A 24,327-nucleotide genomic window follows, 5' to 3' on the forward strand; every position below is an offset into this window, starting at 1 on the left:
GCCCGGGACAGATCAAGCACCGTGAATTTCTAAAGCCCCTTTCGGCCCCAATGCATTATTGGGACACAGATATACGGTAGGCGGGGTGGCGTCGTTATGAGGTGCCAATTCTGAGCGGCAGGAATCCGTCGCTGTCGACCACCAAGCTGTCTGACCAGACAGGCGTCACGACACGAAAGTGGTGAATCTGTCCGACATTTAAGAACATACGGTGATCAAGCGGCCAGCATGGACGTCTCGCGCCGAAGCGGCCTGAGGTCGAGACTGTCAGTCGGGGTCCAGATGTAATCGCCGGTCAGGCTGATATGCTGCCATCCGAGCGGCGTGATGTGCTTGATCACGTCGGCCGGCGTCGCAATGCCTTCGCGATTGAGCTCGGCGAAAGTCGGTTCGAGATAGAGCGTATTCCAATAGACGATGGCGTTGATGAGCAGGTTCAGCCCGGACGCCCTGTAGAACTGGCTCTCGAAGGTTCTGTCCCGCAGCTCTCCGAGACGATTGAAGAACAGCGCCCGGGCCAGAGTGTTCTGGGCCTCGCTCTTGTTGAGACCGGCGGTGGCGTTCCTGCGCATTTCAGGGTTCTGCCACCATTGCGGCAGGAAGATGGATCGATTGATGCGTCCGATGTCGCGCAGGGCGAGCGCCAGTCCGTTTTGGCGCGGGAATGCGGACAGTTTCGCCAGCAGGGTCGAGGGCCGCACCTGGCCGGAACGGATCGTGGTAACCAGACGCAGGATGTCATTCCAGTTCGCCTTGATCCGCTCAACGTTGATGGGCTCGCCAACGAGCGGGGCGAGGTTTTCGGGAGGCGTGTCGCCCGGGAATAGATAGAGCCGGCGATCCTTGAGACCGCGCAGCCGGGGCACGAGCTGGAACCCGACAAGATGACAAAGAGCGAAACTCATATCGCTGACCCCGCCGGTGTCGACATAATGGGTTTCGATGGCGAGATCGCTGCCATGATAGAGCAACCCATCGAGAACATAGATGGCCTCGCTCGCATTGGCGTTCATGGCGATGATGTGGAACGCGCCATACTGGTCGGAGGTGAAGCGATAAAATTTGGCGCCGGGGTTAGGGCCATAGCGGGCGTTGAGGTCGCCGATCGCCTCGGCGTGCCCTCCCGCCGGAAAATACTGCCCATCCGAGGATGAGGTGGTTCCGTCGCCCCACAATTTCGCGAGAGGCAATTGCCTCTGGGCATTGACAAGGATGGCATGCGCACCGGTGTAACCTTCCTCCCGGATATCCACCGGCGACCAGGACACGGCGCTGCAACTCGATGCCCTGCGCAAGGCGGGCTGCGAGAAGCTGTTCGAAGACAAGGCATCGGGTGTGAAAACTGATCGACCGGGGCTGACTGAGGCCGTGCGATACGCTCGAGACGGCGACATCCTTACGGTCTGGAAGCTTGATCGCCTCGGCCGATCGATGAAGCACCTCATCGAGATCGTCACTGAGCTGGAATCCAAAGGTGTAAGCTTCCGGTCTATCACCGAGAATATCGACACCACGACACCCGGCGGCCGCTTGGTCTTCCATCTGTTCGGGGCGCTGGCCCAGTTCGAACGCGATCTGATCCGGGAACGGACTCGCGCAGGCCTAAAGGCGGCGGAGGATCGTGGCCGGCGTGGCGGCCGCCAAGCAGTCGTAACGCCTGACAAGCTTGCCAAGGCCCGCCAGCATCTGGTTGCCGGCCTCAATGTTCGCGAAGCCGCTGCGCGCGTGAAAATCGGCAAGACCGCGCTCTACGAGGCCCTCAAAGGCAAAAAATAAGCCGCATCCACAGTCAAACCAGCGTGAGTTCTTAATGCGTTCTCAAATGTCGGACAGATTCATCACTTTCGTGTCGTGACGCCTATTTGGCAGGGAATCGCTGAAATCGACAGTCTGAGCATGCGGAACCCATCGACCAATTTAACATAATGGATATTATGAGAAGCTAAGTCGTTGTTTTCACGACACAAAAGGCAGTTCCATAACCTATGTTATGCAACTTATGATAGAATAAAGTGTGTATGCTCTATTTGTGATTGTAGTCAACCGGAGCTTTGCCTTCGGATACCTCCTCATTAGGCTAGTGGTCGCTGCACGGCGTGCTGAGACACGCATTCCGTGGTGTTGGACCTTTCGGTCCTTCCCCTTTGCCAGACGCGTCCATACGCCTTTGCGTATATTGGCGCGTTATACGCTATCGCGTATAGTACGAATTTAACCGCATTCGCGTATATTGATATTTTATACGCTATCCCGTATACGATTACACATCGGAGGCTCGCATGACTGAACAGATCGCCCGTACAGAAAAACACATTGGCGCTATCGTGCGCCGCGCCCGAAAACAAGCAGGTCTGACGCAGGGTGCACTCGGCGAACAAATTCATTTGCGGCAAGGCACGGTCTCGCGTCTCGAAGCAGGCGAGCCGGCTGTTCAGTTGCGTACCCTTATGGAAGCTCTTTCCGCCCTCAGCCTGGAACTTGTCATACGTCCGCGCAGCCAGGGCAGCGCCGCCGATATTGAGGACCTCTTCTGATGACGAGGAGGCCGGCCCATGTCCCTTTGCATGTCTTCCTGAATAGCCGCTTCGTAGGCGAACTGCGCCGACAGTCCACGGGCGCGATCGATTTTCAATACGCACAAGACTGGCTCGACTGGCGCGGTACCTTCCCGGTGTCGCTCTCGCTGCCGCTGCGCGAAGACCGCTATATCGGCACGCCGGTCATCAATGTCTTCGACAACCTGCTCCCCGACAATGGCTCCATCCGCAAGCGCATTGCCGAACGCGTCGGCGCCGACGGAACGGACGCTTTTAGCCTGCTGACCGCTATCGGTCATGACTGCGTCGGCGCGCTGCAATTTCTTCCCGATGGGATCGATCCTGGCGCCGCCGGCGACACCCTGGGCAACCCCGTCAGTGATGCCGAGGTAGCCGAAATCATCCAGAACCTCGCTGCAGCTCCGCTGGGTATGGGAGAGGACGAGGATTTCCGCATCTCCATCGCCGGGGCACAAGAGCGGACGATTTCTGAACTGGCGACGAAGCATCAGCTTCACCCCAACCAGATCACGCAGTGGAAGCGGCAGGCCATCGAGAACCTGGCCAAGGCGTTCGACGACAAGGCCGCGGATGCGCAGGTCGGCCGGGAAGCCGAGGTAACGAAGCTTCACGCCAAGATCGGCCAGCTCGTGGTCGAGCGGGATTTTTTGGCCAAGACCTTCGATCGCTGAGCCTGGATCGGAGGAGAATGATGATCAATCCCGATCACCCACGGCTCTCGATCCGCCGCCAGTGCGAGCTTGTCTCGATCTCGCGGGCGTCATTCTATCGACAGCCCGTCGACGAGACGCCCGAGACCCTCAAACTGATGCGCGTCATCGACGAGGCCTTCATGGAAATGCCCTGGTATGGCTCCAGACAGATGGCGCGGCATCTGCGGCGTCAGGGTTGCTGCGTCGGCCGCAAGCGGGTCCGGCGGCTGATGCGCAAGATTGGCTTATCGCCGATCTACCAGGCGCCGAAGACCAGCACGCCGCATCCTCAGCACCGCATCTATCCCTACCTGCTGCGGCACCTGGCGATCGAACGGCCGGACCAGGTCTGGTGCGCCGACGTGACCTATATCCCGATGCGGCGCGGCTTTCTCTACCTCGTCGCCGTCATGGACTGGTTCAGCCGCAAGGTGCTCGCCTGGCGGCTGTCGAACACGATGGATGCCGACTTCTGCGTTGCCGCGCTTGAAGAGGCGATCGCCCGCTACGGCAGGCCCGACATGTTCAACACGGATCAGGGAAGCCAGTTCACCAGCTTCGCCTTCACGTCGACGCTGAAGGACGCTGGGATCCGCATCTCCATGGACGGGCGCGGCCGCTGGATGGACAACGTCTTCATCGAGCGGCTATGGCGAAGCCTCAAATACGAATGCGTCTTCCTCAGCGCCTTCGAGACCGGCAGCGAGGCGCGCAAAGGCATCGGTTCCTGGATTGACTATTACAATCGGCTGCGCCCGCACTCTACCTTCTCCGGCAGGACGCCCGACGAGGTCTATGCTATCGCAGAAATGACGGAGCTATTGGCGGCGTAGAAACAACCCCGATCCACCTTAGCCAAGCCGCCAAACTGTCTCACCAAGCGGGACCACCTCACGCACGGGTTTCCTACACTAGAGATACTCGGTGCCGACGTCACTGAGTGTGAAGTGACGTCGTGCCACGTCCTGAACCACGCCCTCTCCGCCAAGAAGGCGCACGATCCGATAGACGCGTTAGCGTTGGTGTCGGTGGTTGCCGCAAGCTCATCCACACTCCGCTCCCCGTCGGCGAGCAGGTCGGGAATGCCCAGTTCAATGATGACGCGCAGCGCCTGGGAGATGGCAAACCGAACCCGAGCCTCAAGACCTGCTGCGACGGACTTGATATAAACCCCCTTGCCACAAAAGGCGGTGCCCAAGGATGGACGGACTTGTGCAGGCGACCGAATAGCCGTTTTGTAAAATTGGAGGACCGGGCGCCTTCTGATGCACAAGGATTTGGTGAAGGTGTCCCACAATGAGCGCCGTTCGTCGGCCAGCGATGCACGTAATACCCCCTTGGCACGTCGTAGAAAGCGTAGCAAACTGCCGGTGCCTAGAATGGCATTTGGGAGGGGAATGACATGCCGAAAGTTTCGGAACTCTTCTTCAAGACTGCTATCGTGTTTCTTATTTTGGGGATCGGAGCCGGCCTGCAGATGGCGATCTCGGGCGATCACGGCGCCTTCCCGGCTCACGCGCACATCAACCTGTTGGGGTGGGTGACGAGCGCGATATTCGGCGGGTACTACGCACTGAATCCGGGGAAGGCGGCACGCAAGATCGCGATGATCCACTACGGCCTCTACACGCTTGGCATCGTGGTGATGCTGCCGGCGTTGTACCTGATGTTGCAGAGCGGAAAGACAGCGCTCGAACCAGTCGTCGCCGGTGGCTCGCTGATCGTGGCCGCTGCCGTACTGGTTTTTGCTTTCGTAGTTTTCTCGACAGACACAGCGCGCTCGGTGTCGGGACTATCGCCTGCCTCGCGTTAAATCAAAGCGGCTGAAGCTTGAGGCCAGGTCGCCCAAGCCGGGCGAAATTCGCTACGGCGGCGAGAAGGGGCAGCCAGATCCAGGTCAGTCAGGGCCGAGTCAGGTGAGGTTTCCGATACCGTGGGCGTCGCAGGAAGCTGCGGAGCCGCAGATTGAGGATAAACCGGCGATGTCACTACTAATCCGAATGCGGTGGCAATTGTTGCCGATAGGTGCATGATTGCACCTCCGTCTCAAAAAATTATCTGTGACAGGACAATCCATACAGCGATTTATGGTTCCAAGTTTCGTAGGGAGCGGCGAAATCCTGCGCCCCTTTGGCCCGGTGGATCGACCCCGCGTTTGAATTGAAGCGGATCCGAATTGTCATGCTATGCCCGATTCTCGAGCGTCTGTTGTCGTTTGAGGCTGCGCCACAGCCGCTCGATGAAGACGTTGCCAATCTCTCCGCCTTGAACAGCGCGGGAGATTGCGTCTTGGGACTGGTTCTGATGAGCGAACGCGAGCTGCAACGCATTGAGGTCTTGTCGAAAGTCATTGAGCGGCGAATGACAAGCGTTGCGGCTGCAAGCGTGCTTGATGTTACAGCTCGTCAAGTCCAACGGCTATTGAAGACAGACGGCGCGGCGGCTCTCGGGCATAAGGCGCGCGGCCGACACTCCAACAATCGTATCATCGATGGCGTCCGCGACTTCAGCCTGGAATTGATCCGCGAATACTATATCGACTTCGGACCGACACTCGCGCGCGAGAAGCTGATCGAGCGGCATCAGCTCGCGGTTAGTTAACTAGGCCAAATTCGTGAACCGTCGAAATTTCCTCGTCGACAACTCGGAACCAGTGCAAATGTCGGCCCCTCTCGACGAATGGCCCACTTGTAACCTTTTGCAGTGCAATTAGGGCTGTTTCGCCAGTGGCAGTATGATGAGCCTGAAGGTCGTCACCCTGCATCTCGTCAATCTCATAACGTGGCATTGCCTACCTCCATGGCCATTCGGATTGAACAATTTCCCTAGCCCACTGAGGTTCCTTGGAAACCATTTCAGCGCAAGCTAATTGAATCGCCGGTTTGCGGGTTCTGTGCATGCATTTGAAATTTATCGTGCCGACGCTCGTGGAGAACCCGCCCGAGGGCGATGACTGGATTCACGAAATCAAGTTCGACGGCTATCGCTCCCAGATCATCCTTGACCATGAAGTGCGCATCTTCACCCGAAACGGTCTCGACTGGACGGCCAAATATCGTGACCTCGCCGGCGCCGCAAAGCGGCTCGGGTTCGACAACGCCATCATCGACGGCGAGATCGTCGCGCTCAACGAGGCTGGCCTGTCTGATTTCGCGGCATTGCGCAAAGCCATCACCAGTCGGCAGCACGACCTGTATTTTGTAGCCTTCGACCTTCTCCACCTCAACGGCCACGATCCGCGCGACATGGCTCTGAAAGACCGTCGCGAGATCCTTGAAGGCATCATCCAACTGGACAGCCACATCCAATTCAGCCAGGCGTTGCCAGGTGACGCGAAGGCGATATTCGAACTGGTCTACAAGGCTGGCATCGAAGGCATCGTTTCGAAACGGCGCGATAGCAAATATCGCAGTGGCCGGTCGACAAACTGGCTGAAGATCAAGAGCTACGCTGTCGAGGAATATGACCTTCTTGGTGTTGAGCGGGAGGCTGGCAAGCCGGCATTCGCGCTGATGGCCGACCGCAAGACCGGTCAATATGTTGGCTCGGCCTTCATCAATTCGAGCCGCGCCATCCGCGAACGGTTGTGGAAACGTGTCCAGGAACATGCCGGGCCGGCGCCGAAAGGCATGAAGCGGCCGGCGACAGAGTGGGTCAAGCCCGGTATCATCGGCAAGGTGAAGCGCCTGCGCGGCGAGGACGAGTTGCACTACGCCTCGCTGCAGGATTTCAGGGAAGAGTAAGATGGCCGTCGCGAAAAAGGAGCAGGAGCGGGACATCTATGCCGCTATGTATGGCGCACAGGCTCGGAAGGATGGCAAGGATCGCGCCGTGCCGGGATTCTGGCAGGAGCAGGCCGGGGCGTGGCTGGACGGCTTTGACGGGAAGCCGACTCCAGGCTCAAGAGCAAAGCCCGTCGGCGACCAGCTGGAGGCCGAGCTTGGCGAAGCTGCCGTCAGCGAGCATTCCGAGAGCGCCCTGGATGATTGCTGAGAACTGGACCCTGCAATCTTTGATCGATGCCAACATGGCAGTGACGGCCTTTTGCAACGTCGCCGCCTGCGGGCATACCAAGACCTTGGACCTCGCCAAGCTTCGCTACCGCTTAGGGCCGGAAACGCCTGCTATGGAATGGGATTGCGGCCTCGACTGAGATGCGAGGTCTGTAAGTCGAAGGACGTCGGCCTGATCTACTCGCCCGATTCCACCAGGACGTCGGGCATGGGGCAAAACCTCTACTCCAAGGCCAGGGACGGGCGGTAGCGTCGCTGAAAGGGTTCAATGGCGCGTCGGTTGGGCGCGATGAGTCAAATGCCTTCTTTATCCATCATTGCCTCTATGAGATTCGCTATTTCTTCAAAGGCTTGATGCGCGTCGACCACATCCTCGCCGTGGCCAATCCAGTTCCAGTGCGGGACCGAAATGGGCTTGCCTCCAACATACATCAAATTGACGCTGCCAGATGAAAATCCCTGCAGCGGATTATCCTTGACAGTGGAGTGCTTGAAGCCGTTCGCCACTTCAACAGCCAACCGGAAATGTCCCATCTGTTTAAAATCAATATGGGGCCGACCTGCTTCCTTGGTCCAATCGCGGATGGCAACGATTGTTACTGCGCAGTCCATGGCGGCGTAAGTGACCTTGGGACCTTTTGAAGCCTCTTGGTGTAAACGCAGCCGTTCTAAGTCGTGCCTCAGTTTCGCGAGCAGTTGGCGAGGCGAACTAAGGCCGAACCTGGCCCTGGTGTTTGTCGGCTTGGGCACCTTCATGACAGTGCTCGCAATCGCACCCCGGGACCGCCTGCCGGCGCCTCTCCTTCGTCCATGAAGAAAACGCCGGCAGATCGAAGGGCGTCCGTCACTGCATCCAGAGTGTCTGTTCGCACTTTTACGCGTTCTGCCCCGAAGCCTTCCATATTCCTGATCGTATTGGCGCTAACCCCGGCCTTTTCAGCCAGAGCGACTTGCTCCATCCCAATGAGCGAGCGAGCGGCTCGAATTTGGTTTCCAGTGATCGCCATTTTGCCCTCAAATGCAATAATTTTGGTATCATACATAAAATCATGTTGATGCAACTATGCGTCTGCTTTATGGGTAGAAAACCAACAAAGTTGGTAGTAGCAACCATAACGGAGACAACCACATGCCGAACACAACTGTTCAGGCGGCCGCCGAAGGCTTGCCCAGTCTCAACCGCCGCACCGCCCTTGCCTTCACCGGTGCAGGCCTCATTGCATCGCTGGCAGGCGTTGCCGCAGCCGCCGCGAAGCCGTCGCCGACTGCAGCGCTCATCGAGGCGCACAAGGCTGCCCGTGTCCGCTCAGAGACTGCTTGGGTCCACATCGGCAATCTCATCGACGCCAACCCTTGGCTGACTCGAAGGTCCAGATCGGCAAGATGATGCACGGGCGGGACGACGACGGCGTCGATCAGTTCACTCCGATCTATGCCTACTGCGAAGAGACCATCGAAAGGAACTATGCCGACTTGCGACACATGCTTTCCATGTTCGGCCGAGGCGGAAACGAGGATGCAATTCGCGCTCGCTCTGCAGCCCGGCTCGCCGAGAAGCTGGCCGACTTTCGCAAACAGGAAAGCGACTATGAGCAGGCCCAGGCAGCGGCCGGCATCACGGCAGCTCGTCAAGCAACGGAGTTGATCGCTGCTTTGCGGCTTTGACAGTCAGGACGTTCGCGTCTGTCGATGATGTCGCGGCGACGGCCGCATACCTGGCCCATTGCCACGATGGAGATGTCGAGGGCGTGGATGATGACGCCATGGTCACTTTTCGCCGTCCAGTCCAAACCATTGCGGGTGAATATCCGAACATCGTGGTTAGCCGTCAAAATTGATCTCGTGAATCCAGTCTTCACCCTCTGGAGGCTTCTCCACCAGCGTCGGCATCAGAGGCTCGACAAACTTCAAAAGCATGAACTGACTCGCGAAACCGCGATTCAATTAGCTTGCGCTGAAATGGTTCCAAATTGCGAAAGGTCAACTCGGCCGATCTTCGGAAGCCGAATTGTTAAATGCGATGGCCTCTTCCACGGAGAAAAAAGGTCGAGCGAGAACGGAGCCGTCGGGCTTCAGAAGAACCGCCAGGAAGGGCAAGCCATGCAGAGAGGGCGGATAGATGACATAGGCGGGGCCAAGCTGTTTTTTGGTCCTGCCCTTCATTCTGGTAGCCCTGGGTCGTGGTGAACAATGGCGTCGAGGACCGTATCATAAACGCTGCCTGTCTCTTCCTCGATCTCTTGCATGCCGATGCCGCGCAATTTGGTGGCGCGCGTCATCCGTTGTATGGCGTCCGCGACCGAGATGATGTCTGAGCCGGTAATGGTCGCCAGGTTTTCAATCAGCCATTCATGTAGGAAGTTCGTTCCGCGTGTGCCCATGGGAGAGATAAGCTCGCGACAATCATCTGGTTCCAGAACGCGAAAAGCCCACCACCTCTCGGCAGCGGGCTGGTGCAAGGCTTCGGAGAGCGTGCTGATAAAGCCCTGCGCGTACTCGAGATTATCGCCGAGCGATTAACAGGCAGAGCTGCCGCAGGTCGCGATCATAGCCGCCTTCACTGCTGAGGACGTCAGCACAGCGCTTCTTCATCCTCGACAGCTGTGCGCTCGACATTTGTGCCACCGCGCGGGTCATGCCTGGTTGGGTGGGATTGCTTGGATTCGACGGGTTCGATGGATTGGTCGGATTGGTGCCGCCGATTCCAACGCCAACACCGACGCCGACGCCACCCGTACCACCGACAGTTGCGCCAAGTCCGGCACTGACCCCGCCCGTCCCTCCAACATTGGCGCCCAGGCCTGCATTGACACCATTGCTGCCGCCTACCGATGCGCCGAGGCCGGCGCTAACGCCGCTAGAGCCACCGACACGGGCGCCTGCGCCAGCGTTCACTCCACCGGAGCCACCGACCGAGGCGCCTGCCCCAGCGTTTACACCGCCGCCGCCACCAATCGATGCACCAACACCCGCATGAACTCCGCCGGCTCCACCAATCGAAGCGCCTGCACCAACTCCGATGCCGCCCGCATTTGCAGGAAGCGAAATTGCTATTACGAATGCACTGCTAGCCAGAGCCCTGGCGAAGGTCTTCACGAAAGAATTCATGATACTCTCCTGTTGCGTTGCCTCGACAGTCGGAAGGTTGACTGTGCATTAGCAACGAGACAGAGAACCATTTGGATGCAACCATGCCGTGTCCAATCGGGAACAGGGCTGACCGACAGTGAATCTGTTCGCTAAATTCTTAACAAGATTACTTAAAGCGATGACAGGCGAGTGGCGGTGCAACCATCCGATGCGGCGGCAGGTAGTTGGCCAGCTACCCGAACAGCATTAAAGCCCGCCACGGACTACCTCAGCACGCCGTAGGCTTTGGCCGCAATCTGAAACTTAAGCCGAACCTCGTCAGCGGTGCCACCACCTTCCTTCGCTGCGAGGCACGCTGCGACGGCAGCTTTCCATATCACGCTGCGCGATCTCCACGTCAGCAGCTCCTCCGCAGCGGTTTCGACGTCGTTGACTTCACGCGTGAGACCAATGCGCGGCGACTTAACTCGGACGGAAGATGAAAACTTGAGCATGGTAAACATAACCTCGGGATGAGTTCTCGCTTCCAGAACGCGAAAAGCCCGCCACCAGGGAAGCGGTGACGGGCCTTTGTTTTTATCCGCCCAGATGAGGGAAGACCCGGGCGTTAGAACAACTTGCCCAATTTGAAAGGGTTCCATTGAAAAGCCCGCTACTTTCGGCAGCTGGCCTTTTGATAACGGGCGGAAATTAGTCCCCGCCAGGTGGAATGATGGGATTACCCTGAGAGTTGATCGCAACCGCAGTTACGTTGGACAGCCGTTGACGCTTGACCAGGACAGGCTTCTCGTATGTCTTCTTCATGTGGAGTCCTCGTTTATCCCTCGCGATCAGATTTGGCGAGGCAGCCCGCCCTGTCAAGAACGTGCAGGACTTGAGCGGAAAGGTCGCCAAGTTGCTGGCCAGCTGCTTGCTATAGTAGCAAGACGGCCGCTTCGGAAGAGAGCAGTGGGCGGACTGAGACGAGTGCCGCGATTAGTTGGCGCCGCCGAGCTGCTTGGTCATCTTGCAGAAATTGTCGTGCGACTTGGCAATCGCCTCATCGCCGCATTCCTTCATCATGCCGGCGCGATCCTCTTCCTTCATCGCCATCCAGGCAGCCTTGAATTCAGCTTCGGATCTCATGGTCTTCATTCCGGCGTCGGTGAAGAACGGAGCCATCTTTGCCGGGTCGTCGAGCGCCGAAGTGCCGGTGCTGCCGCCGGCCAAAGCCGAACCAGTCATCATCGCAAGCGCAATCGCGCCCATGCTGAGCATCTTGAAGTTCATGGAAAATTCCTCCGGTTGAGACTGCCATGTTAGCAGCTTGTTCCATAAACTCCGCTGAGAAGGAAAAGTTTCGCCTAAAAGAAAAAGCCCGCCCGAATGATGAGACGGGCGGGCAAAGTCTGGAGTGTGCTGGGATCATCCAGCAGGATTCAACTTGCGATATCGGGATTGGTTGCAGCAGGGTTTCCGAGCTTCCGCTCGACGTCATTGCGTTTCTCATGCCTTCAAGGTTTGTTTCGTCAGATCGGCTCGCTGCATTCGCGGAGCGAGAATTCGCGCAGCTGCAAAAGGGCATCGCCGCGTCACGGCGATGTGCAACTGGATCTATGACAATCTTGAGTATCGCAGGGGGGCGTCGGACCAGGAGACGACCGCCGATGAAAGCCTCATCATGCGCGGTCGCGACTTCTCACATCTCGGCATCGCGTTTTGTCGGGCGCTTGGAATCGCTTCGTGAGTTCCTATGCCTCCTGCCTGCAGCCAGATACGCGAGCTGGCGAAGGCTCGCAGGGGTGATCCCGACGCCCCCTCGTGGCTTTGGTCGAGCGTGGTGGAACAGCTTTCCATCCACGAGCTGGCCTATCTCGAGCACCTGTCGGAAGTTCTTGGCGACAGCTGCTTGAAAATTCTTTTCGCAACTGCACAATTGATGGTGCAGTGCAGCAATTAACCTGCGAGCATGGCATTCGAGATCGTCAACCGTAACGGTTGATCCACAAAGGATGCCGATATGAGAAGCATGTCCGACACAATTGCCCGGCTATCCGCGTTCCGAAAGACGAGGGGCGCCGGTCTCAGCCCTTGGGCCAGCGACCGCCTTTCTGAAATTCAGGCTTTCGGCTCCAACCCCGGGCAATTGAGAGGCTGGTCCTACTGCCCGAACAATCTCGCGGCCAGTGCCCCTCTCGTGGTCGTCCTGCACGGGTGCACACAAACCGCAGCGTCTTATGATTACGGTTCTGGTTGGTCGCGACGGGCCGAGCTGGAGGGGTTCGCGGTCCTCTTCCCTGAACAGCAGCGAAACAACAATCCGAATTTGTGTTTCAACTGGTTCGTCCCAGAGGATACGCGCCGTGGATCGGGCGAGGCACTCTCCATCCGCCAAATGGTGGAGACGATGATAAGCGCGCACGACCTTGACCGGCGCAGGGTCTTCATCACAGGGCTTTCCGCTGGCGGGGCAATGACATCTGTCATGCTGTCCACCTATCCAGAAGTGTTCTCAGGCGGCGCCATTATCGCCGGATTGCCTTACGGCATTGCAGGCACGATGCCGCAGGCCTTCGATGCCATGCGGGGTCATCGTGGTTTGAATGCGAAACAGCTCGCCTCAGCGATGCGGGGAGCATCAGATCATTCCGGCCCTTGGCCGAAAATCTCGATCTGGCATGGAAATGCCGACGCGACGGTAAGCCCCGTCAACTCAGAGCTGATTGCCGCGCAATGGTTGTCAGCTCACGGCGTCACCAAAGCGCAAGCGCGCCGTGAAGATGGCGACGGCTTTAGCAGAAGCGCTTGGGAAGGCGCTTCAGGCGACGAAGTGGTTGAGTTTTACAACATAGCGGGCATGGCGCACGGTGCCCCAATCGACACCAGCGATGGCTTCAGCAACGCATGCCCTTTCATGCTCGATGTCGGCATATCCTCCACCGGGCTGATTGCCCGATCGTGGGGGATTGCTGTTGACCGTCCTGGTGGTAGAGAAAATTTGGAAATGGATCCCGGCCCTGATCGTTTCAGGGCGCCGATGGGTGACCGTCGTAGGCCGACCGAAACAAGCAAGATTGGCCCAGGGAAAGTGATCGAAGACGCGCTACGCGCCGCTGGTCTGATGAAGTAGAGATTACTCGTCGAATTGCTTTGCGAAGAGCGGGCGAACTTACGGAGGTGGGGCCTTTAGACCTACTACCAAAGCGCACCGGGAACGTAGTTCAAGCGATGACGTTGGTTTTGGATCCACTTTGGAACCCAAAGAATGCCAATGTTCAGATTTGAGTTTGACGACGGAAGCGAGCCTATCGTTGTCGACTTGGTGGATGACGCCGCTGCCCGTTACGAAGCAATGAGATCGTCGGTAGAACTTACGACAGACGGACTGTCACGCTCCGCACTCGCCGGCACGGTGCGCACCACGGTTTTTGATGCTCTCGGTAAGCTTGTATGTACCGTACAGTCTACTGCACTGACATCGCCATTCTAAAAGCTTGAAAGTATTGTAGCGTGGGTGGCAATCACCCACGTAACAGGCTGGATGTTGCTACGCTTCGGCCAGGATTGGCATCAGGACAGTCTCGTAAACAATCTGTCCTGCCGACGCCGGCGGCCTTGGCGTCCAGAAATATGCGATCGACCAGGTCGGCGGCAGACACCGACCCGACCCAGAACCATTCGTGGGAATATTGGCGGTAAGGCATATCCGGCGGCCATGTGCCGCCGGATACCGGTCTCATCTGGCGATGATAGCGTAGCGGTCCTGATCCTCATCGCGTTGCCGGCCGCCGAGTGCTGCCGCCGCACTGGCTATGAATGCGCCGATGACAAGAGACAGTGCAGACAGCAGGGCGAAAGTAGCTGTAGCCTTGCGCGCCGTATCCGCTGCCGCCTTGGCCTTGACCTTGGCGTCTTGGACTTTAGCTATAACCGCATCGACGCGAGACTTGCTATCGGCTTCCGACAGACCAGTTCGCGATGCGATCAGCTTGGCCAAATAGGTCTTGTCCTCATCGGGCATACTGCCTGATGCGGCGCTGGCCAGCAGGATATGAGAAGCCTGTGAGATGGCAGCCGCATCGACGCCAGAAGCGGCAACTTTTGACACATCTGCCGGACGAAACAGGCTATCGAGGAGGTAAGACGACCCTGTGCTAAGGGCATCGTTCCCCGACGCACCTGCCGCTGCCCCCATCGCAGTCCCTGAAGCCACAGTCGACACGGCTTGGGCTCCCGTTCCCATGGCAGCGGACAGTGCTGATCCGAGAACGCCTACGACCAACAAAGTGGCGAGCGCCCAAGCCAGGAAACCGTGAGCTGTATCGCGAAAATAAGTTTCGTCGGTATGCACGCCAACCCACTTGGTGCGCAATCTACCAGTGAGGTAGCCGCCAACACCCGATGACAGCCATTGTACGATGACGAGCCAAACTGCCGTCGAGACCGCGAAGGTTGTGATGCTTGCCCCAGAGCCTGACCATGGCGACACCATTGTCAGGCCAAGGCCCGATCCCAAAAGCATCAGGATGAAAGTGAGTGATGCAGCGGCAAGCCCGCCGGCAATGATTGATCCCCAGCTAACTGCTGAAGACGACGACTCTACCGGAGTGACTACGGCGGCCGCAGGGATGGACGACTCCATATGTCACCCCTAACGCACGAAAAGCATGATCAGAATGATGATCGGAATCGGAATACCGAGCAGCCAGAGCAAAATTCCACGACCCATATTTCCCTCCTGTGAGGCACGAAAAGCGGAGTTAGAACAATTTCACGAAGTGATCGTTCCACGAGGCGAAAATTATTCGCTCATGCCCTCTGTTCGAGCAATTTTGGGCCGAACAGAGTGCGCGAGGTGAGGCTCGACGAAGACAATTGAACGAAAGTCATCGAATTTCATTGTAGCCGTATATCTTACAGCGAGGACGAGATGTCCGACTCAGCGCCTTCCCCCGAAATGGAACGACCCGCAGGCTTTAAGTCTTCCCCAGGTGTTGAAACGCTTCCGTTTCCCACGTTGAGAGAAGCGCTGGGTCACGCCTGCAAATTGACCGCAATGTATCGCCATCCACGGGCTTTGATCATCACCGATGCCGGCATTCAGTATGGATGGCAGCAAATCGATGAACTGACCGTGCAGTACCATATCACGAGCAATAGCCGCGAACCTGTGTCGCCTCGACGATCATCTCGCGATTGATCGCGGCGCTCCCCAAGCCAATGGGAAGTCGCAACCTCAGCCAATCGCAAGCAGCGGTGAACGCTTATTCGCTCGAAGCCTACTTTTTCTTCTGGGTCGGAGCTGCCGCTTGACCGCTTTTGGCTGCAGATTTCGCATCCTTCGAATGCGCCGCAATCGCCGGCCCCGCTCCAGCCTCGTTCGCCACTTTGGTCGAGCTTCCTGGCTTTTTGCTACCACCTGTCGACTTGGTCTCTGCCATGCTTTCCTCCTGTGGGTGTCCGTCTACTACTGTTTCACAACCGTTTCACGGGTCCAGAGGCGCAGCTGCTTGCAGGCCTCCACGAAACTGGTGACCGACTTGGCATCGTCCAACGCCATGATGCCCTCGTCCGCATCGGGTGCAACTCCAGCTTTGACCAACAGTGATCTGGCGGAAGCTGAGTATCCGATGAACTTGCAGTGCGTGAACGCGTCGGAGACAAACGCCTTGGCGGCAGCCTCCTTACACAGGCTCTCCGCGCCCGCCTCTGAAAGCAGCAGAACAACCGCGTCGAACAGCACAGACGGTCCGCCATCGATCATGTGCTTCGCCGCGATAAAGCTGCCATCCGCCGCTTTAACACCGGCAACCTTAGGCGCGATGATCTCTGCGGTGGCTCCGGCCTTGCCAAGGGCAGTCTGGAGTGCCTTCAGCAAGGACCCGTCCAAACCATCGCTGACAAGGATGCCAACTTTGCGGCCAGCAAACGTCTCGGGCGGATTCTCTTGCATGCTCAGGGATGGAGCGGGCTTCAGATCCGCTCTGATTTTGACGGCCGCATCCGCGGGCTTGGGCAATTTGCCGATGCCCAGCTTGTCGGCCACGATTTTCGCGAGCGTCTCGTCGATGTTGAGCAGATGCGACAGGACGCGTTCCCGAATAGTCGTCGTCTCGACCTTGCTCAACTCGAATGTGATGGCCATTGCAATATGGCGTTGTTCCGTCTCGGTCTGGCTCCTGAAGAACTGCCGCGCTTGGCTGTAGTGATCGGCGAAGCTTTCGGCCCGCAGCCTGGCTTTCGGACCGGTATCGACCTCCGAGAAGGATCTAAATCCGCGCTGCGGCGACTCTCGCGGGCCGGCGCCAAATGAGTTGGGCTGATAGTTGGCCCGTCCGGTTGGGTTGCGCATGGCCATGTGGCCATCCTGCTGGAAGTGATGAAACGGGCATTTTGGCGCATTGACGGGGATATGCGTGAAGTTTGGACCACCAAGTCGCTTCAGTTGCGTGTCCAGGTATGAGAAGTTCCGGCCTTGCAGCAGTGGATCGTTCGAGAAGTCGATGCCAGGGGGCACGTTCTGCGTCATGAACGCGACTTGCTCAGTCTCCGCGAAAAAATTGTCCGGCATGCGATCAAGGACCAGCCGCCCGACCGGGATGGCCGGCAAGATTTCCTCCGGGATGAGCTTCGTGGCATCCAGAAGATCGAAATCAAAGCCGTCGGCGAAGGCCTGATCAAACAACTGCAAACACAGCTCCCATTCAGGATAATTGCCGGCATGCACGGCGTCCCAGAGGTCTCGGCGATGGAAGTCGGGATCGGCTCCGTTGATCTTCACCGCCTCGTTCCACGTCACCGATTGCATGCCAAGTTTCGGCTTCCAGATGAATTTGACGAAGGTCGATTCATCCGCCGCATTGAGCATGCGGAACGTATGCACCCCGAACCCCTGCATGAAGCGTAGCGAGCGCGGCAGAGCCCGATCCGACATCACCCACATGATCATATGCATGCTTTCAGGCGTCAGGGAGACGAAGTCCCAGAAAGTGTCATGCGCCGAAGCTGCCTGCGGAAAATCGCGATCTGGCTCTGGTTTCACCGAATGGATGAGGTCGGGAAACTTGATGGCATCCTGGATGAAGAACACAGGCATGTTGTTGCCGACGATGTCCCAGTTGCCTTCCTGAGTGTAGAGTTTGACGGCAAAGCCACGGACGTCGCGCGCGAGGTCTGACGACCCCTTGCTGCCGGCCACCGTCGAAAACCGCACAAACGCTGGGGTCTTCTCGCCAGCACGTTGGAAGATGTCCGCGCGCGTATATTTGGCGAGCGACTCGTAGGTTTCGAAATACCCGTGAGCCCCATATCCGCGCGCATGCACCACCCGCTCGGGGATGCGCTCATGATCGAAGTGGAAAATCTTCTCGCGGAAATGAAAGTCTTCGATCAGGGTGGGTCCGCGTTCGCCAGCTTTTAGAGTGTTCTGGTCATCCGAAACCGGAACGCCGTTGGCCGTCGTCAGGACGTTCTCGTCACCATCAGCGATTTGGTGCAGCTCGCCCCCCTGCCCCCTCACAAGGGTCTGGTCATGGATTGTTGCCTGGTCTTGCTGGTTCGTCTTTTTGGTGGGCATGTTAGCTTCCTCTCGGGGTGGCTGGACGGGATTGCCCTTGGCGTATTGGCTTCTCGATGTCCGGCTGAGCGGCACTCAGCTGAAATTGAAGAGTTTGGCGTCGCAGTCTGTCAGCCCTTCCAGGGCCGCCGTGACAAGTTCCGATGCGATCTGGGAGAATGTGATGCCGTTGCCGCCATACCCCATCACAGCGAACAGACGAGGATGTCGGGGAACCGCGCCGATGTGAGGCAGTCCGGTCTTGGTCGTGCCAAATGAACCCGCCCAGGCGAATTCAGGCGTTGTGTTAAGCTGCGGAAAAAGCACCCCCAGCTTGGCCGAGATCCTCGCGATTTTCTCGTCGATCAACTCGTCGCGGAGGGCCTCATCGGTGAACTCTTCGTCTTCGCCGCCGCATATCACGCGACCGTCGATCGTCGACCTCATATAAAGATATGGATCTGAGGCCTCCCAGATGAATGCGCCAGTCGGCCATATCGCAGCTTTCTGCGGTCGAGTGGCGATGGCCCAGGTCGAGATGATCTGGTGCTCGGCAGGCGGGACGATGTCGGTTAGTTCATAGCCCGTTGCCAGGACCACGTGCTTTGCCGTAATGGTCGGACCCTGTTTCGTATGCACCACCACCTCGTCGCGGCTATCCTTGATGGTAGTCGCCTCGGCCGGCGCATAAAACCTGGCGTTTCGCTCCAACGCCTTGAGCCATAGCCCAGCCGTCAATTTGCGCGGATCGAGAGCGAGGTTTTCATCGCTGAGGATGGCGCCAAGCCGCTCGATGCCAAATCGCTCGCGCAATTCCTTAGGCTCAATGTAGGTTGCAGCGATCCCCGCCTCCCGCCGCGCATCGACTTCTTCGTGCAGCTCGGTTGGGCCCAGCTGGTTGCCAGCGAGGTAAAGCGAAGGCGTGCTGGAGGATTTGCAGTCGATGCTCAAATTGGCTATGCGGCCCTTGAGATTGGTCACTGCCATCCGAGATCGACGCCAAGCCTGCTGCGTGGAATCCTTGCCAATAATCTTGCTCAGCTTGATCATCGGTTGATCGATTTCGAACTGAACGAGAGCCGTCGTAGCAGGCGTAGAGCCAATCATCGCCCCTCGCCGGTCAATGCAGACGACCTCATGGCCTCGGGCCGTCAGCGCCTCGGCCATCATTGCGCCACTGATCCCCATACCAATCACAAGGATTTCGGTTTTCAGGTCACGGGAAAGCGAGGCGACTGGGACCGCAGGAGCACGGTATGCAAACCATACCGGTCGGCCTGTGCGAAGATCAAGCTTGCGCAACATACGGGAACCCCGATAGGCGATTCTGCGCCTAGCTTCCGACGACCTGTCGGACGGATAGTCTTCATGAAATTGTTGGTGGTGACCCGCACTCAAGGGCCACCACCAAGAGATGGATTAGACCGTAGCCTCGGCAGCCCTATTGACCGCAGATGTTGCGAGCTGGGTCAACGACAGGTCGGTCATCTTTTCTTCTTCAAGCGTCGCGTCCAGCAGGTTGACGGCTTCAGTCAAGCCGAGTTCTTCCGCCCAGGTGCGCATGGTCCCGTAGCGCGAAATCTCATAGTGCTCGACAGCCTGCGCCACGGCGAGCAGGCCGGCGTCCAGTGCAGGTGCTCCCTTGTATTCTTCCATGATCTCGGCGCCTTCGTCGGTGATGCCGACGATTGCGGCGCAGGTCTTGGCGGTCGGTTTCTTGCCAATTACGGCAAAAACCTTCTCGAGCCGTTCGACGTGCCCCTTGGTTTCGGTCAGGTGCTTCTCGAACGCAGCTTTAAGATCGGCGCTGTGTGCCGCCTTGGCCATTTTCGGCAAGGTCGAGACGATTTTCTTTTCGGCAAAATAGATGTCTTTCAGCGTGTCGTGAAAAAGATCGTCAAGCTTCTTCGGTGCTTTGTAAGCGCGCATTTCAGTGCACGTCGTAAAGCGGCTTGAAGCGGAGGGTCAGGCAGGCTGCTTTTTGAAGTTGTGGGGCAGCAGGTCCTCTATATCGGCGTTGTCGGGACGCTGCGGCAGTTCGGTTAGGACGTGGCGCAACCACGCGAAGGGTTCGACGCGGCATGCCCGACAGGTCAGCATGAGGCTGTAGATGACAGCGCTGGCCTTGGCCCCATCCACGGTATCGCTGAAGAGCCAACTCTTTCTTCCGGTTGCAAAAAGTCGGATGTCCCGCTCCAGAAGATTGTTGTCGATCGGCATCCTGCCGTCATCTGTATAGCGCGTCAGATATTCCCATTGATTGAGTGTATAGGAGACGGCATCGCCAAGCTTGGTGTCGGGCACGACCTTTGGAGCGATTGCGTCGAGCCAGGCCTTGAGGGCGCTCAGGACCGGGACGCTGTGTTTATGGCGAAAGCGACGCAGGTAGTCGGCCTGCGTTTCATCCCCGTCGTCCGGCTTTTCGTCCCGCGCCTGCCTTTCGATGCGGTAGAGCTGGTCGAAGAACTTGAGGGCCTGCGCCGGCGGCCCGCCGGGTTTCTTCCTTGCCTTGAGGGCTTCGACAAAGCGTCGCCTGGCATGAGCCATGCAACCGACATGCGTGGCGCCTTTCAACGTGCGCCAGGCCGAGTAGCCGTCACTCATCAAGATGCCGCGATAATCGGCGAGGAAGGTCTGCGGGTATTCTTGCCCGCGACCGGGCTGATAATCGAACAGCACGATCGGCTGCTCGCTGTCCTCGCCGTTGCGATAGGCCCACATGTACGAGGTGCTGGTGGGGGCCTTGTCCTTTTCCTTCAGCACCTGGACCGTGGTCTCGTCGCCATGGATGACGGTCTGGGACCGGAGCCGCAGCTTCAGCGCGTCATAGACGCGAATGAGGTGCCTTTCGCTCGAGCCGATCACCCAGTGGCCCAGCGCGCCGCGGCTGACAGGAACGCCGGCACGCTCGAAGGCTTGCGCCAGACGATAGAGCGGCGTGCCATCAACATATTTATGAACGAGCGCGAAGGCCAGCGTCGAGGCCGTGGCGACACTGCCAGGCAAAGGCTGCGCGGGCATCGGCGCAATGACGATTGGCGTGCTGATCCCAGTGCGGTCGCAGTGCCGGCAAGCATATTTGAACCGCGCATTCTGCAAAACCTTCGCCTTCACCTCGATATGAAGCTGCTCGGTAACCAGCTCGCCCATGCGATGCATCCGGTCGCCGCAGCACGGGCAATTCTTCTGATCGTCGGCAAGGTCGTATTCGACGCGCTCGCGCGGCAGGTTCTCCGGCAGGCGTCTTCGGCCGGGTTTCTTGCCTTCCGCCTTTTCGGCCTCCGGCAATCCCGTGTTCGGCAGATCAACGCAATCCGTCCCGTCGCAGCCCTCGTCGTCCCCTTCAACCGCGTTCTTCTCCGCTTCGTTGAAGACGCGATCCATGTGCTTTTCGCTGCGCGGCGCAAAACGATGCAGCCGCGCGAGCGCCAGTTCTTCCTCAAGCTTGACGACGCGCTGCGCAAGAGCTTCCCGCTCGGCCTTCAGCGCAGCGATTTCGGCCGCATTCGCCGCCAGAAGCGCCATCAATTCCGCAACGGTCGGGGTGCCGGCTCGATTCATCGGATTCTTGAATCTGAAGCATGCCGTAACGTCAACGGCCAAATTCAGCCGACAAACTGATATTGCCGCACCGGGTGGCGGACCATCGCGTCGATATCAATGCCGTCGAGCAGCCAGTGCAATTGCTCGGCGTCAAGCGGCACCACTGTCTCCTGCCGCCGAGGCCAGCGGAACTTGTCTTCCGTCAGCGCCTTCAGCACCATCACAAAGCCCGACCGATCAAAGAATAGTAATTTCATCCGGGTGCGGCGGCGATTGCAGAAGGCGAACACCGCGCGATCGAACGGGTTGAGGCCCATCGACTGCTCGACCAGGATCGCAAGGCTGTTGATCCCCGCCCGGAAGTCGATCGGCTCCCGGTGAAGATAGACACGTAGATCATCAGCCAGCCGGAACATCGCAACGCCCCAACGCTTCGATCATCGCCGATAGAGCCTGGGCATCCGCACCTTCAAGCTCAAGCCGCACCCCGTTCGGCAGCGACGCCTTCAAGCGCACCCGTGGCGATGTCGGCCGACCCGTCGTGGCCGGCGGCCGCGCAATCGGCGCTGCCTCGACCACTGGAATAAAGGTCGACGCCGCGCAGGCCGGCAGAACCGTCAACGCGTTCTCCGCCCGCTGGTCCTGGCGCAGCTTGACCCAATTGCGCAACTGATTGGCGTTGACCCCATGCTCCAGCGCCAGCCCTGCAACCGATACCCCCGGCTCAAGGGCCGCATCGATCAAGCGTTCCTTCTCAACCGGATCAAACCGTCGCTTGCCGTTGCGAAGAACCCGCACGACCCGAAGCTGCCCTGATATTCCCGTGCCATCCAATGTCATTGTGTCCACTGTCTCCCTTGTGGACACAGACTCCCTCACTGCCTGATCAATGAACAGGTGCGGGGATTTGCGCGCTTACGGTGCTTTGGCCATGGTAAATTTCCTCCTGCGACGACGCTCAACTACAGGAGGATCGTTTCGTTCCGCGCGCTTATCGAATTGCTAGAGGTTCGGGAGTGAAATCGTCAGCGCCGTCGATGCTTGTCGATCGTTGGCGCGCCCGGTCTGTATCGCGTCCAGCGCGAAGGGCTTAGCGCTTCAATCCAAGTCCTTCCAAGCAGATATCGGACAGTGCCGCCCCTCGTAGCTTACGCTCACGACTTTCCTGCAGAGGTGTCGCTTTATTGCCTTTTGGCCGGAACAAAGGTCCCCCCCGCAGATTAGGTCCTCAGCACATGTGTGCATTAAAAAGGATCACCTCATGAAAGCCCGCCTACTCTTGGCCACACTGGCCACCGCGACAGCTATGACTTTTGCCCTGCCCGCACTTGCTGCCGACAGCGCGCAGGAATTCGTCAACAAGGCCGCTGCAGGCGGTATGTTCGAGGTGGATTCGAGCAAGGTTGCCGAGAGCAAAGTCCGGGATCAGAGCGTCAAGGATTTCGCACACAAGATGATCGACGATCACGGGGCGGCCAATGCCAAACTTGAGACGATCGCCGGCGAGCAGAAGCTTACGGTTCCCAAGGAACTGGACGCCAAAAGCAAGGGTGATGTCGACACTCTGAAAAACGGCAAGGATCCGATCGACACACCCTACGTCGCGATGCAGCGAGCCGCGCATAAGGATGCGGTGGCGTTGTTCGAGAGCTACGCCCAGGATGGCGACAACGCCGAGTTGAAGACGTTCGCTCAGCAGACGGTGCCGACACTCAAGATGCACCAGGAGATGATCGAGAAAATCGCGGCGACTATGGACCGCCAATCGTCAAGTTCGGCGACGCCCAAGACCACCGTTGGTGACACACCCGATCCCACCCCTCCGCTTGCCGGCGCAAACAGCTTCACGGAAGACCAGGCCAAGGACCGGATCCAGGGTGCTGGCTTCGCGGATGTGTCGAAGCTGACCAAGGATGACCAGGGCATCTGGCGCGGCCAGGCGACCAAGGACGGCAAGAACACGACCGTCGCTCTGGACTACAAGGGCAACGTCGTTGCCGGCACGAACTGAAACTGAAATCCAGGAGATCAAATCATGAAAACCGTAACCGGATTGTTCGACAACTACAACGACGCTTCCGATGCCGTCGGCGAACTGGAAGCTAGCGGTGTTCCGCATTCGGACATCAGCATCGTTGCCAACAACATGGACAACCGTCACGCTGTTGACGGCTCCAAGGCGGCGGACGACGCCGCCGGAGGAGCCGGCCTCGGTGCTCTTGTCGGCGGCGCAGGCGGCCTGCTTACAGGACTTGGCCTCATGGCCATTCCAGGAGTCGGTCCTGTGGTGGCTGCCGGGTGGCTCGCTGCCACTGCGGTCGGTGCCGTTGGCGGCGCGGTGGTAGGTGGCGCGGCTGGCGGCATCGTCGGAGCCCTTACTGATTCCGGCGTTTCTGAAACGGATGCCCATGTCTACGCCGAGGGCGTGCGCCGCGGTGGCACGTTGGTTACCGCCAAGGTCGAGGACCAATTGGTGACCGCGGCTGAGCGGATCCTCGGGCAGACGAAGTCGGTAAATCTTGAAGAACGTCGTGGCGAGTACCAGGCCGGCGGATGGACCGGCTTTGACGCCGACGCTGACGACTACACCTCGAATGACATTGGGCGTGACCGCCCACGCGATGTGAACCGGGTCTGACATACGGGGCCTCGCCGCCATAGGTGGCGAGGCCGTCCCTTGAAGTTCGTGAAGAGCGTGTTCGATGACTGACCGATGGCCATAGCGGAAAGGCCTGAACCACAAGCTTGTGATTGACCCGAAGGTTCGCCACGCAGCGACCTCGACTTTTCCGCTCACGATGTGTGAGCAGAGCGTTTTGCGAAGCCGGATGGGCTAAGGCGTTGCCCGGCTTGCCGGCGACATCTTGCTGTACAGGTGCGGTCAACCTGAGCGATGT

General features: G+C 58.5%; 26 protein-coding genes and 4 pseudogenes. 15 read left to right on the top strand and 15 right to left on the bottom strand.

Annotated elements, in window-relative coordinates; translation table 11 throughout:
- Window positions 1–215 precede the first annotated feature (215 nt).
- Window positions 216–1,247 (bottom strand): annotated as a pseudogene (locus GA829_RS34800) (Tn3 family transposase); the annotation flags it as partial.
- Here GA829_RS34800 and GA829_RS34805 point away from each other — a divergent pair.
- The 8 genes and pseudogenes from GA829_RS34805 to GA829_RS37115 all read left to right on the top strand — a co-directional run bounded on the left by GA829_RS34805 (window position 1,246) and on the right by GA829_RS37115 (window position 7,403).
- Window positions 1,246–1,776 (top strand): recombinase family protein, encoded by a 531-nt coding sequence (locus GA829_RS34805; protein WP_195180492.1) that lies wholly within the window; start codon window positions 1,246–1,248, stop codon window positions 1,774–1,776. The pseudogene GA829_RS34800 and the gene GA829_RS34805 overlap by 2 nt on opposite strands.
- Window positions 1,777–2,279: 503 nt before the next feature.
- Entirely contained in the window at window positions 2,280–2,534 is a 255-nt protein-coding gene (locus GA829_RS34810; RefSeq protein ID WP_195180306.1) for a helix-turn-helix domain-containing protein, read from the top strand.
- Window positions 2,534–4,083 (top strand): annotated as a pseudogene (locus GA829_RS34820) (IS3 family transposase). Before GA829_RS34810 ends, GA829_RS34820 begins: the two are co-directional and overlap by 1 nt.
- Before the next feature lie 569 nt (window positions 4,084–4,652).
- On the top strand, window positions 4,653–5,063 hold the full coding sequence (locus tag GA829_RS34825; protein ID WP_195180307.1) for a heme-copper oxidase family protein: 411 nt from the start codon (window positions 4,653–4,655) through the stop codon (window positions 5,061–5,063).
- Between the two features lie 476 nt (window positions 5,064–5,539).
- Window positions 5,540–5,848 (top strand): annotated as a pseudogene (locus tag GA829_RS34830) (helix-turn-helix domain-containing protein); the annotation flags it as partial.
- A 299-nt stretch (window positions 5,849–6,147) separates the two neighbouring features.
- Window positions 6,148–6,993, top strand: a complete 846-nt coding sequence (locus GA829_RS34835; protein WP_195180309.1) for an ATP-dependent DNA ligase — start codon at window positions 6,148–6,150, stop codon at window positions 6,991–6,993.
- A 1-nt stretch (window position 6,994) separates the two neighbouring features.
- Window positions 6,995–7,243, top strand: a complete 249-nt coding sequence (locus GA829_RS34840; protein WP_195180310.1) for a hypothetical protein — start codon at window positions 6,995–6,997, stop codon at window positions 7,241–7,243.
- A complete protein-coding gene (locus GA829_RS37115; protein ID WP_258052456.1) occupies window positions 7,233–7,403 on the top strand; it encodes a hypothetical protein in 171 nt (56 codons plus the stop codon). Before GA829_RS34840 ends, GA829_RS37115 begins: the two co-directional genes overlap by 11 nt.
- A 154-nt stretch (window positions 7,404–7,557) precedes the next feature.
- On the opposite strand, the gene GA829_RS34850 is transcribed toward GA829_RS37115, so the two are convergent.
- Both GA829_RS34850 and GA829_RS34855 read right to left on the bottom strand, forming a co-directional pair.
- Window positions 7,558–8,019 carry a hypothetical protein gene (locus tag GA829_RS34850; protein WP_195180311.1) on the bottom strand — a complete coding sequence of 154 codons (462 nt, stop codon included), beginning with the start codon at window positions 8,017–8,019 and terminating at the stop codon, window positions 7,558–7,560.
- Window positions 8,016–8,324, bottom strand: coding sequence for a helix-turn-helix domain-containing protein (locus GA829_RS34855; protein ID WP_258052457.1), 309 nt, complete (start codon window positions 8,322–8,324; stop codon window positions 8,016–8,018). The genes GA829_RS34850 and GA829_RS34855 overlap by 4 nt, the downstream gene beginning before the upstream one ends.
- A gap of 68 nt (window positions 8,325–8,392) precedes the next feature.
- On the opposite strand from GA829_RS34855, the gene GA829_RS34860 reads away from it, so the two are divergent.
- Both GA829_RS34860 and GA829_RS34865 read left to right on the top strand, forming a co-directional pair.
- Entirely contained in the window at window positions 8,393–8,650 is a 258-nt protein-coding gene (locus GA829_RS34860; RefSeq protein ID WP_195180312.1) for a hypothetical protein, read from the top strand.
- Window positions 8,617–8,928, top strand: coding sequence for a hypothetical protein (locus tag GA829_RS34865; RefSeq protein ID WP_195180313.1), 312 nt, complete (start codon window positions 8,617–8,619; stop codon window positions 8,926–8,928). The genes GA829_RS34860 and GA829_RS34865 overlap by 34 nt, the downstream gene beginning before the upstream one ends.
- Window positions 8,929–9,422: 494 nt before the next feature.
- Here GA829_RS34865 and GA829_RS34875 read toward each other — a convergent pair whose 3' ends face one another.
- The 4 genes from GA829_RS34875 to GA829_RS34890 all read right to left on the bottom strand — a co-directional run bounded on the left by GA829_RS34875 (window position 9,423) and on the right by GA829_RS34890 (window position 11,622).
- Window positions 9,423–9,644, bottom strand: a complete 222-nt coding sequence (locus tag GA829_RS34875; RefSeq protein ID WP_195180314.1) for a DUF768 domain-containing protein — start codon at window positions 9,642–9,644, stop codon at window positions 9,423–9,425.
- Window positions 9,645–9,765: 121 nt separating this feature from the next.
- Window positions 9,766–10,371 (bottom strand): hypothetical protein, encoded by a 606-nt coding sequence (locus tag GA829_RS34880; protein ID WP_195180315.1) that lies wholly within the window; start codon window positions 10,369–10,371, stop codon window positions 9,766–9,768.
- A 245-nt stretch (window positions 10,372–10,616) separates the two neighbouring features.
- Window positions 10,617–10,847 (bottom strand): DUF982 domain-containing protein, encoded by a 231-nt coding sequence (locus GA829_RS34885; protein WP_195180316.1) that lies wholly within the window; start codon window positions 10,845–10,847, stop codon window positions 10,617–10,619.
- Window positions 10,848–11,328: 481 nt separating this feature from the next.
- On the bottom strand, window positions 11,329–11,622 hold the full coding sequence (locus GA829_RS34890; RefSeq protein WP_195180317.1) for a hypothetical protein: 294 nt from the start codon (window positions 11,620–11,622) through the stop codon (window positions 11,329–11,331).
- A 182-nt stretch (window positions 11,623–11,804) separates the two neighbouring features.
- On the opposite strand from GA829_RS34890, the pseudogene GA829_RS37120 reads away from it, so the two are divergent.
- The 3 genes and pseudogenes from GA829_RS37120 to GA829_RS37720 all read left to right on the top strand — a co-directional run.
- Window positions 11,805–12,070, top strand: a pseudogene (locus GA829_RS37120) (transglutaminase-like domain-containing protein); the annotation flags it as partial.
- A gap of 282 nt (window positions 12,071–12,352) precedes the next feature.
- Entirely contained in the window at window positions 12,353–13,462 is a 1,110-nt protein-coding gene (locus tag GA829_RS34895; protein ID WP_195180318.1) for an extracellular catalytic domain type 1 short-chain-length polyhydroxyalkanoate depolymerase, read from the top strand.
- Between the two features lie 141 nt (window positions 13,463–13,603).
- Window positions 13,604–13,822 carry a DUF6894 family protein gene (locus tag GA829_RS37720; protein WP_374940458.1) on the top strand — a complete coding sequence of 73 codons (219 nt, stop codon included), beginning with the start codon at window positions 13,604–13,606 and terminating at the stop codon, window positions 13,820–13,822.
- 246 nt (window positions 13,823–14,068) lie between these two features.
- Here GA829_RS37720 and GA829_RS34900 read toward each other — a convergent pair whose 3' ends face one another.
- The 8 genes from GA829_RS34900 to tnpA all read right to left on the bottom strand — a co-directional run bounded on the left by GA829_RS34900 (window position 14,069) and on the right by tnpA (window position 22,270).
- A complete protein-coding gene (locus tag GA829_RS34900; RefSeq protein WP_195180319.1) occupies window positions 14,069–14,974 on the bottom strand; it encodes a hypothetical protein in 906 nt (301 codons plus the stop codon).
- Window positions 14,975–15,611: 637 nt separating this feature from the next.
- Window positions 15,612–15,773: a hypothetical protein gene (locus GA829_RS34905; protein WP_195180513.1), complete on the bottom strand. Its 162-nt coding sequence runs from the start codon at window positions 15,771–15,773 to the stop codon at window positions 15,612–15,614.
- A gap of 26 nt (window positions 15,774–15,799) precedes the next feature.
- Window positions 15,800–17,908: a catalase gene (gene katE, locus GA829_RS34910; RefSeq protein WP_195180320.1), complete on the bottom strand. Its 2,109-nt coding sequence runs from the start codon at window positions 17,906–17,908 to the stop codon at window positions 15,800–15,802.
- A gap of 75 nt (window positions 17,909–17,983) precedes the next feature.
- A complete protein-coding gene (locus GA829_RS34915) occupies window positions 17,984–19,192 on the bottom strand; it encodes an NAD(P)/FAD-dependent oxidoreductase (protein ID WP_195180321.1) in 1,209 nt (402 codons plus the stop codon).
- A 114-nt stretch (window positions 19,193–19,306) separates the two neighbouring features.
- Window positions 19,307–19,816 carry a YciE/YciF ferroxidase family protein gene (locus GA829_RS34920; protein ID WP_195180322.1) on the bottom strand — a complete coding sequence of 170 codons (510 nt, stop codon included), beginning with the start codon at window positions 19,814–19,816 and terminating at the stop codon, window positions 19,307–19,309.
- Between the two features lie 36 nt (window positions 19,817–19,852).
- Window positions 19,853–21,448, bottom strand: coding sequence for an IS66 family transposase (gene tnpC / locus GA829_RS34925; protein WP_195180212.1), 1,596 nt, complete (start codon window positions 21,446–21,448; stop codon window positions 19,853–19,855).
- Window positions 21,449–21,492: 44 nt separating this feature from the next.
- Window positions 21,493–21,846 (bottom strand): IS66 family insertion sequence element accessory protein TnpB, encoded by a 354-nt coding sequence (gene tnpB / locus GA829_RS34930; protein ID WP_195180211.1) that lies wholly within the window; start codon window positions 21,844–21,846, stop codon window positions 21,493–21,495.
- The gene (gene tnpA / locus GA829_RS34935) at window positions 21,830–22,270 is read right to left on the bottom strand and encodes an IS66-like element accessory protein TnpA (protein ID WP_195180323.1); all 441 of its coding nucleotides are present in this window, start codon (window positions 22,268–22,270) and stop codon (window positions 21,830–21,832) included. The genes tnpB and tnpA overlap by 17 nt, the downstream gene beginning before the upstream one ends.
- A gap of 421 nt (window positions 22,271–22,691) precedes the next feature.
- Between tnpA and GA829_RS34940 the strand changes: the two genes are divergently transcribed.
- Together GA829_RS34940 and GA829_RS34945 are read left to right on the top strand one after the other, a co-directional pair.
- Window positions 22,692–23,441: a DUF4142 domain-containing protein gene (locus GA829_RS34940; RefSeq protein WP_195180324.1), complete on the top strand. Its 750-nt coding sequence runs from the start codon at window positions 22,692–22,694 to the stop codon at window positions 23,439–23,441.
- Between the two features lie 24 nt (window positions 23,442–23,465).
- Window positions 23,466–24,068 carry a general stress protein gene (locus tag GA829_RS34945; protein ID WP_195180325.1) on the top strand — a complete coding sequence of 201 codons (603 nt, stop codon included), beginning with the start codon at window positions 23,466–23,468 and terminating at the stop codon, window positions 24,066–24,068.
- The last annotated feature ends 259 nt before the right edge of the window (window positions 24,069–24,327 follow it).

Source organism: Mesorhizobium sp. INR15, assembly GCF_015500075.1.
Taxonomy (GTDB): domain Bacteria; phylum Pseudomonadota; class Alphaproteobacteria; order Rhizobiales; family Rhizobiaceae; genus Mesorhizobium.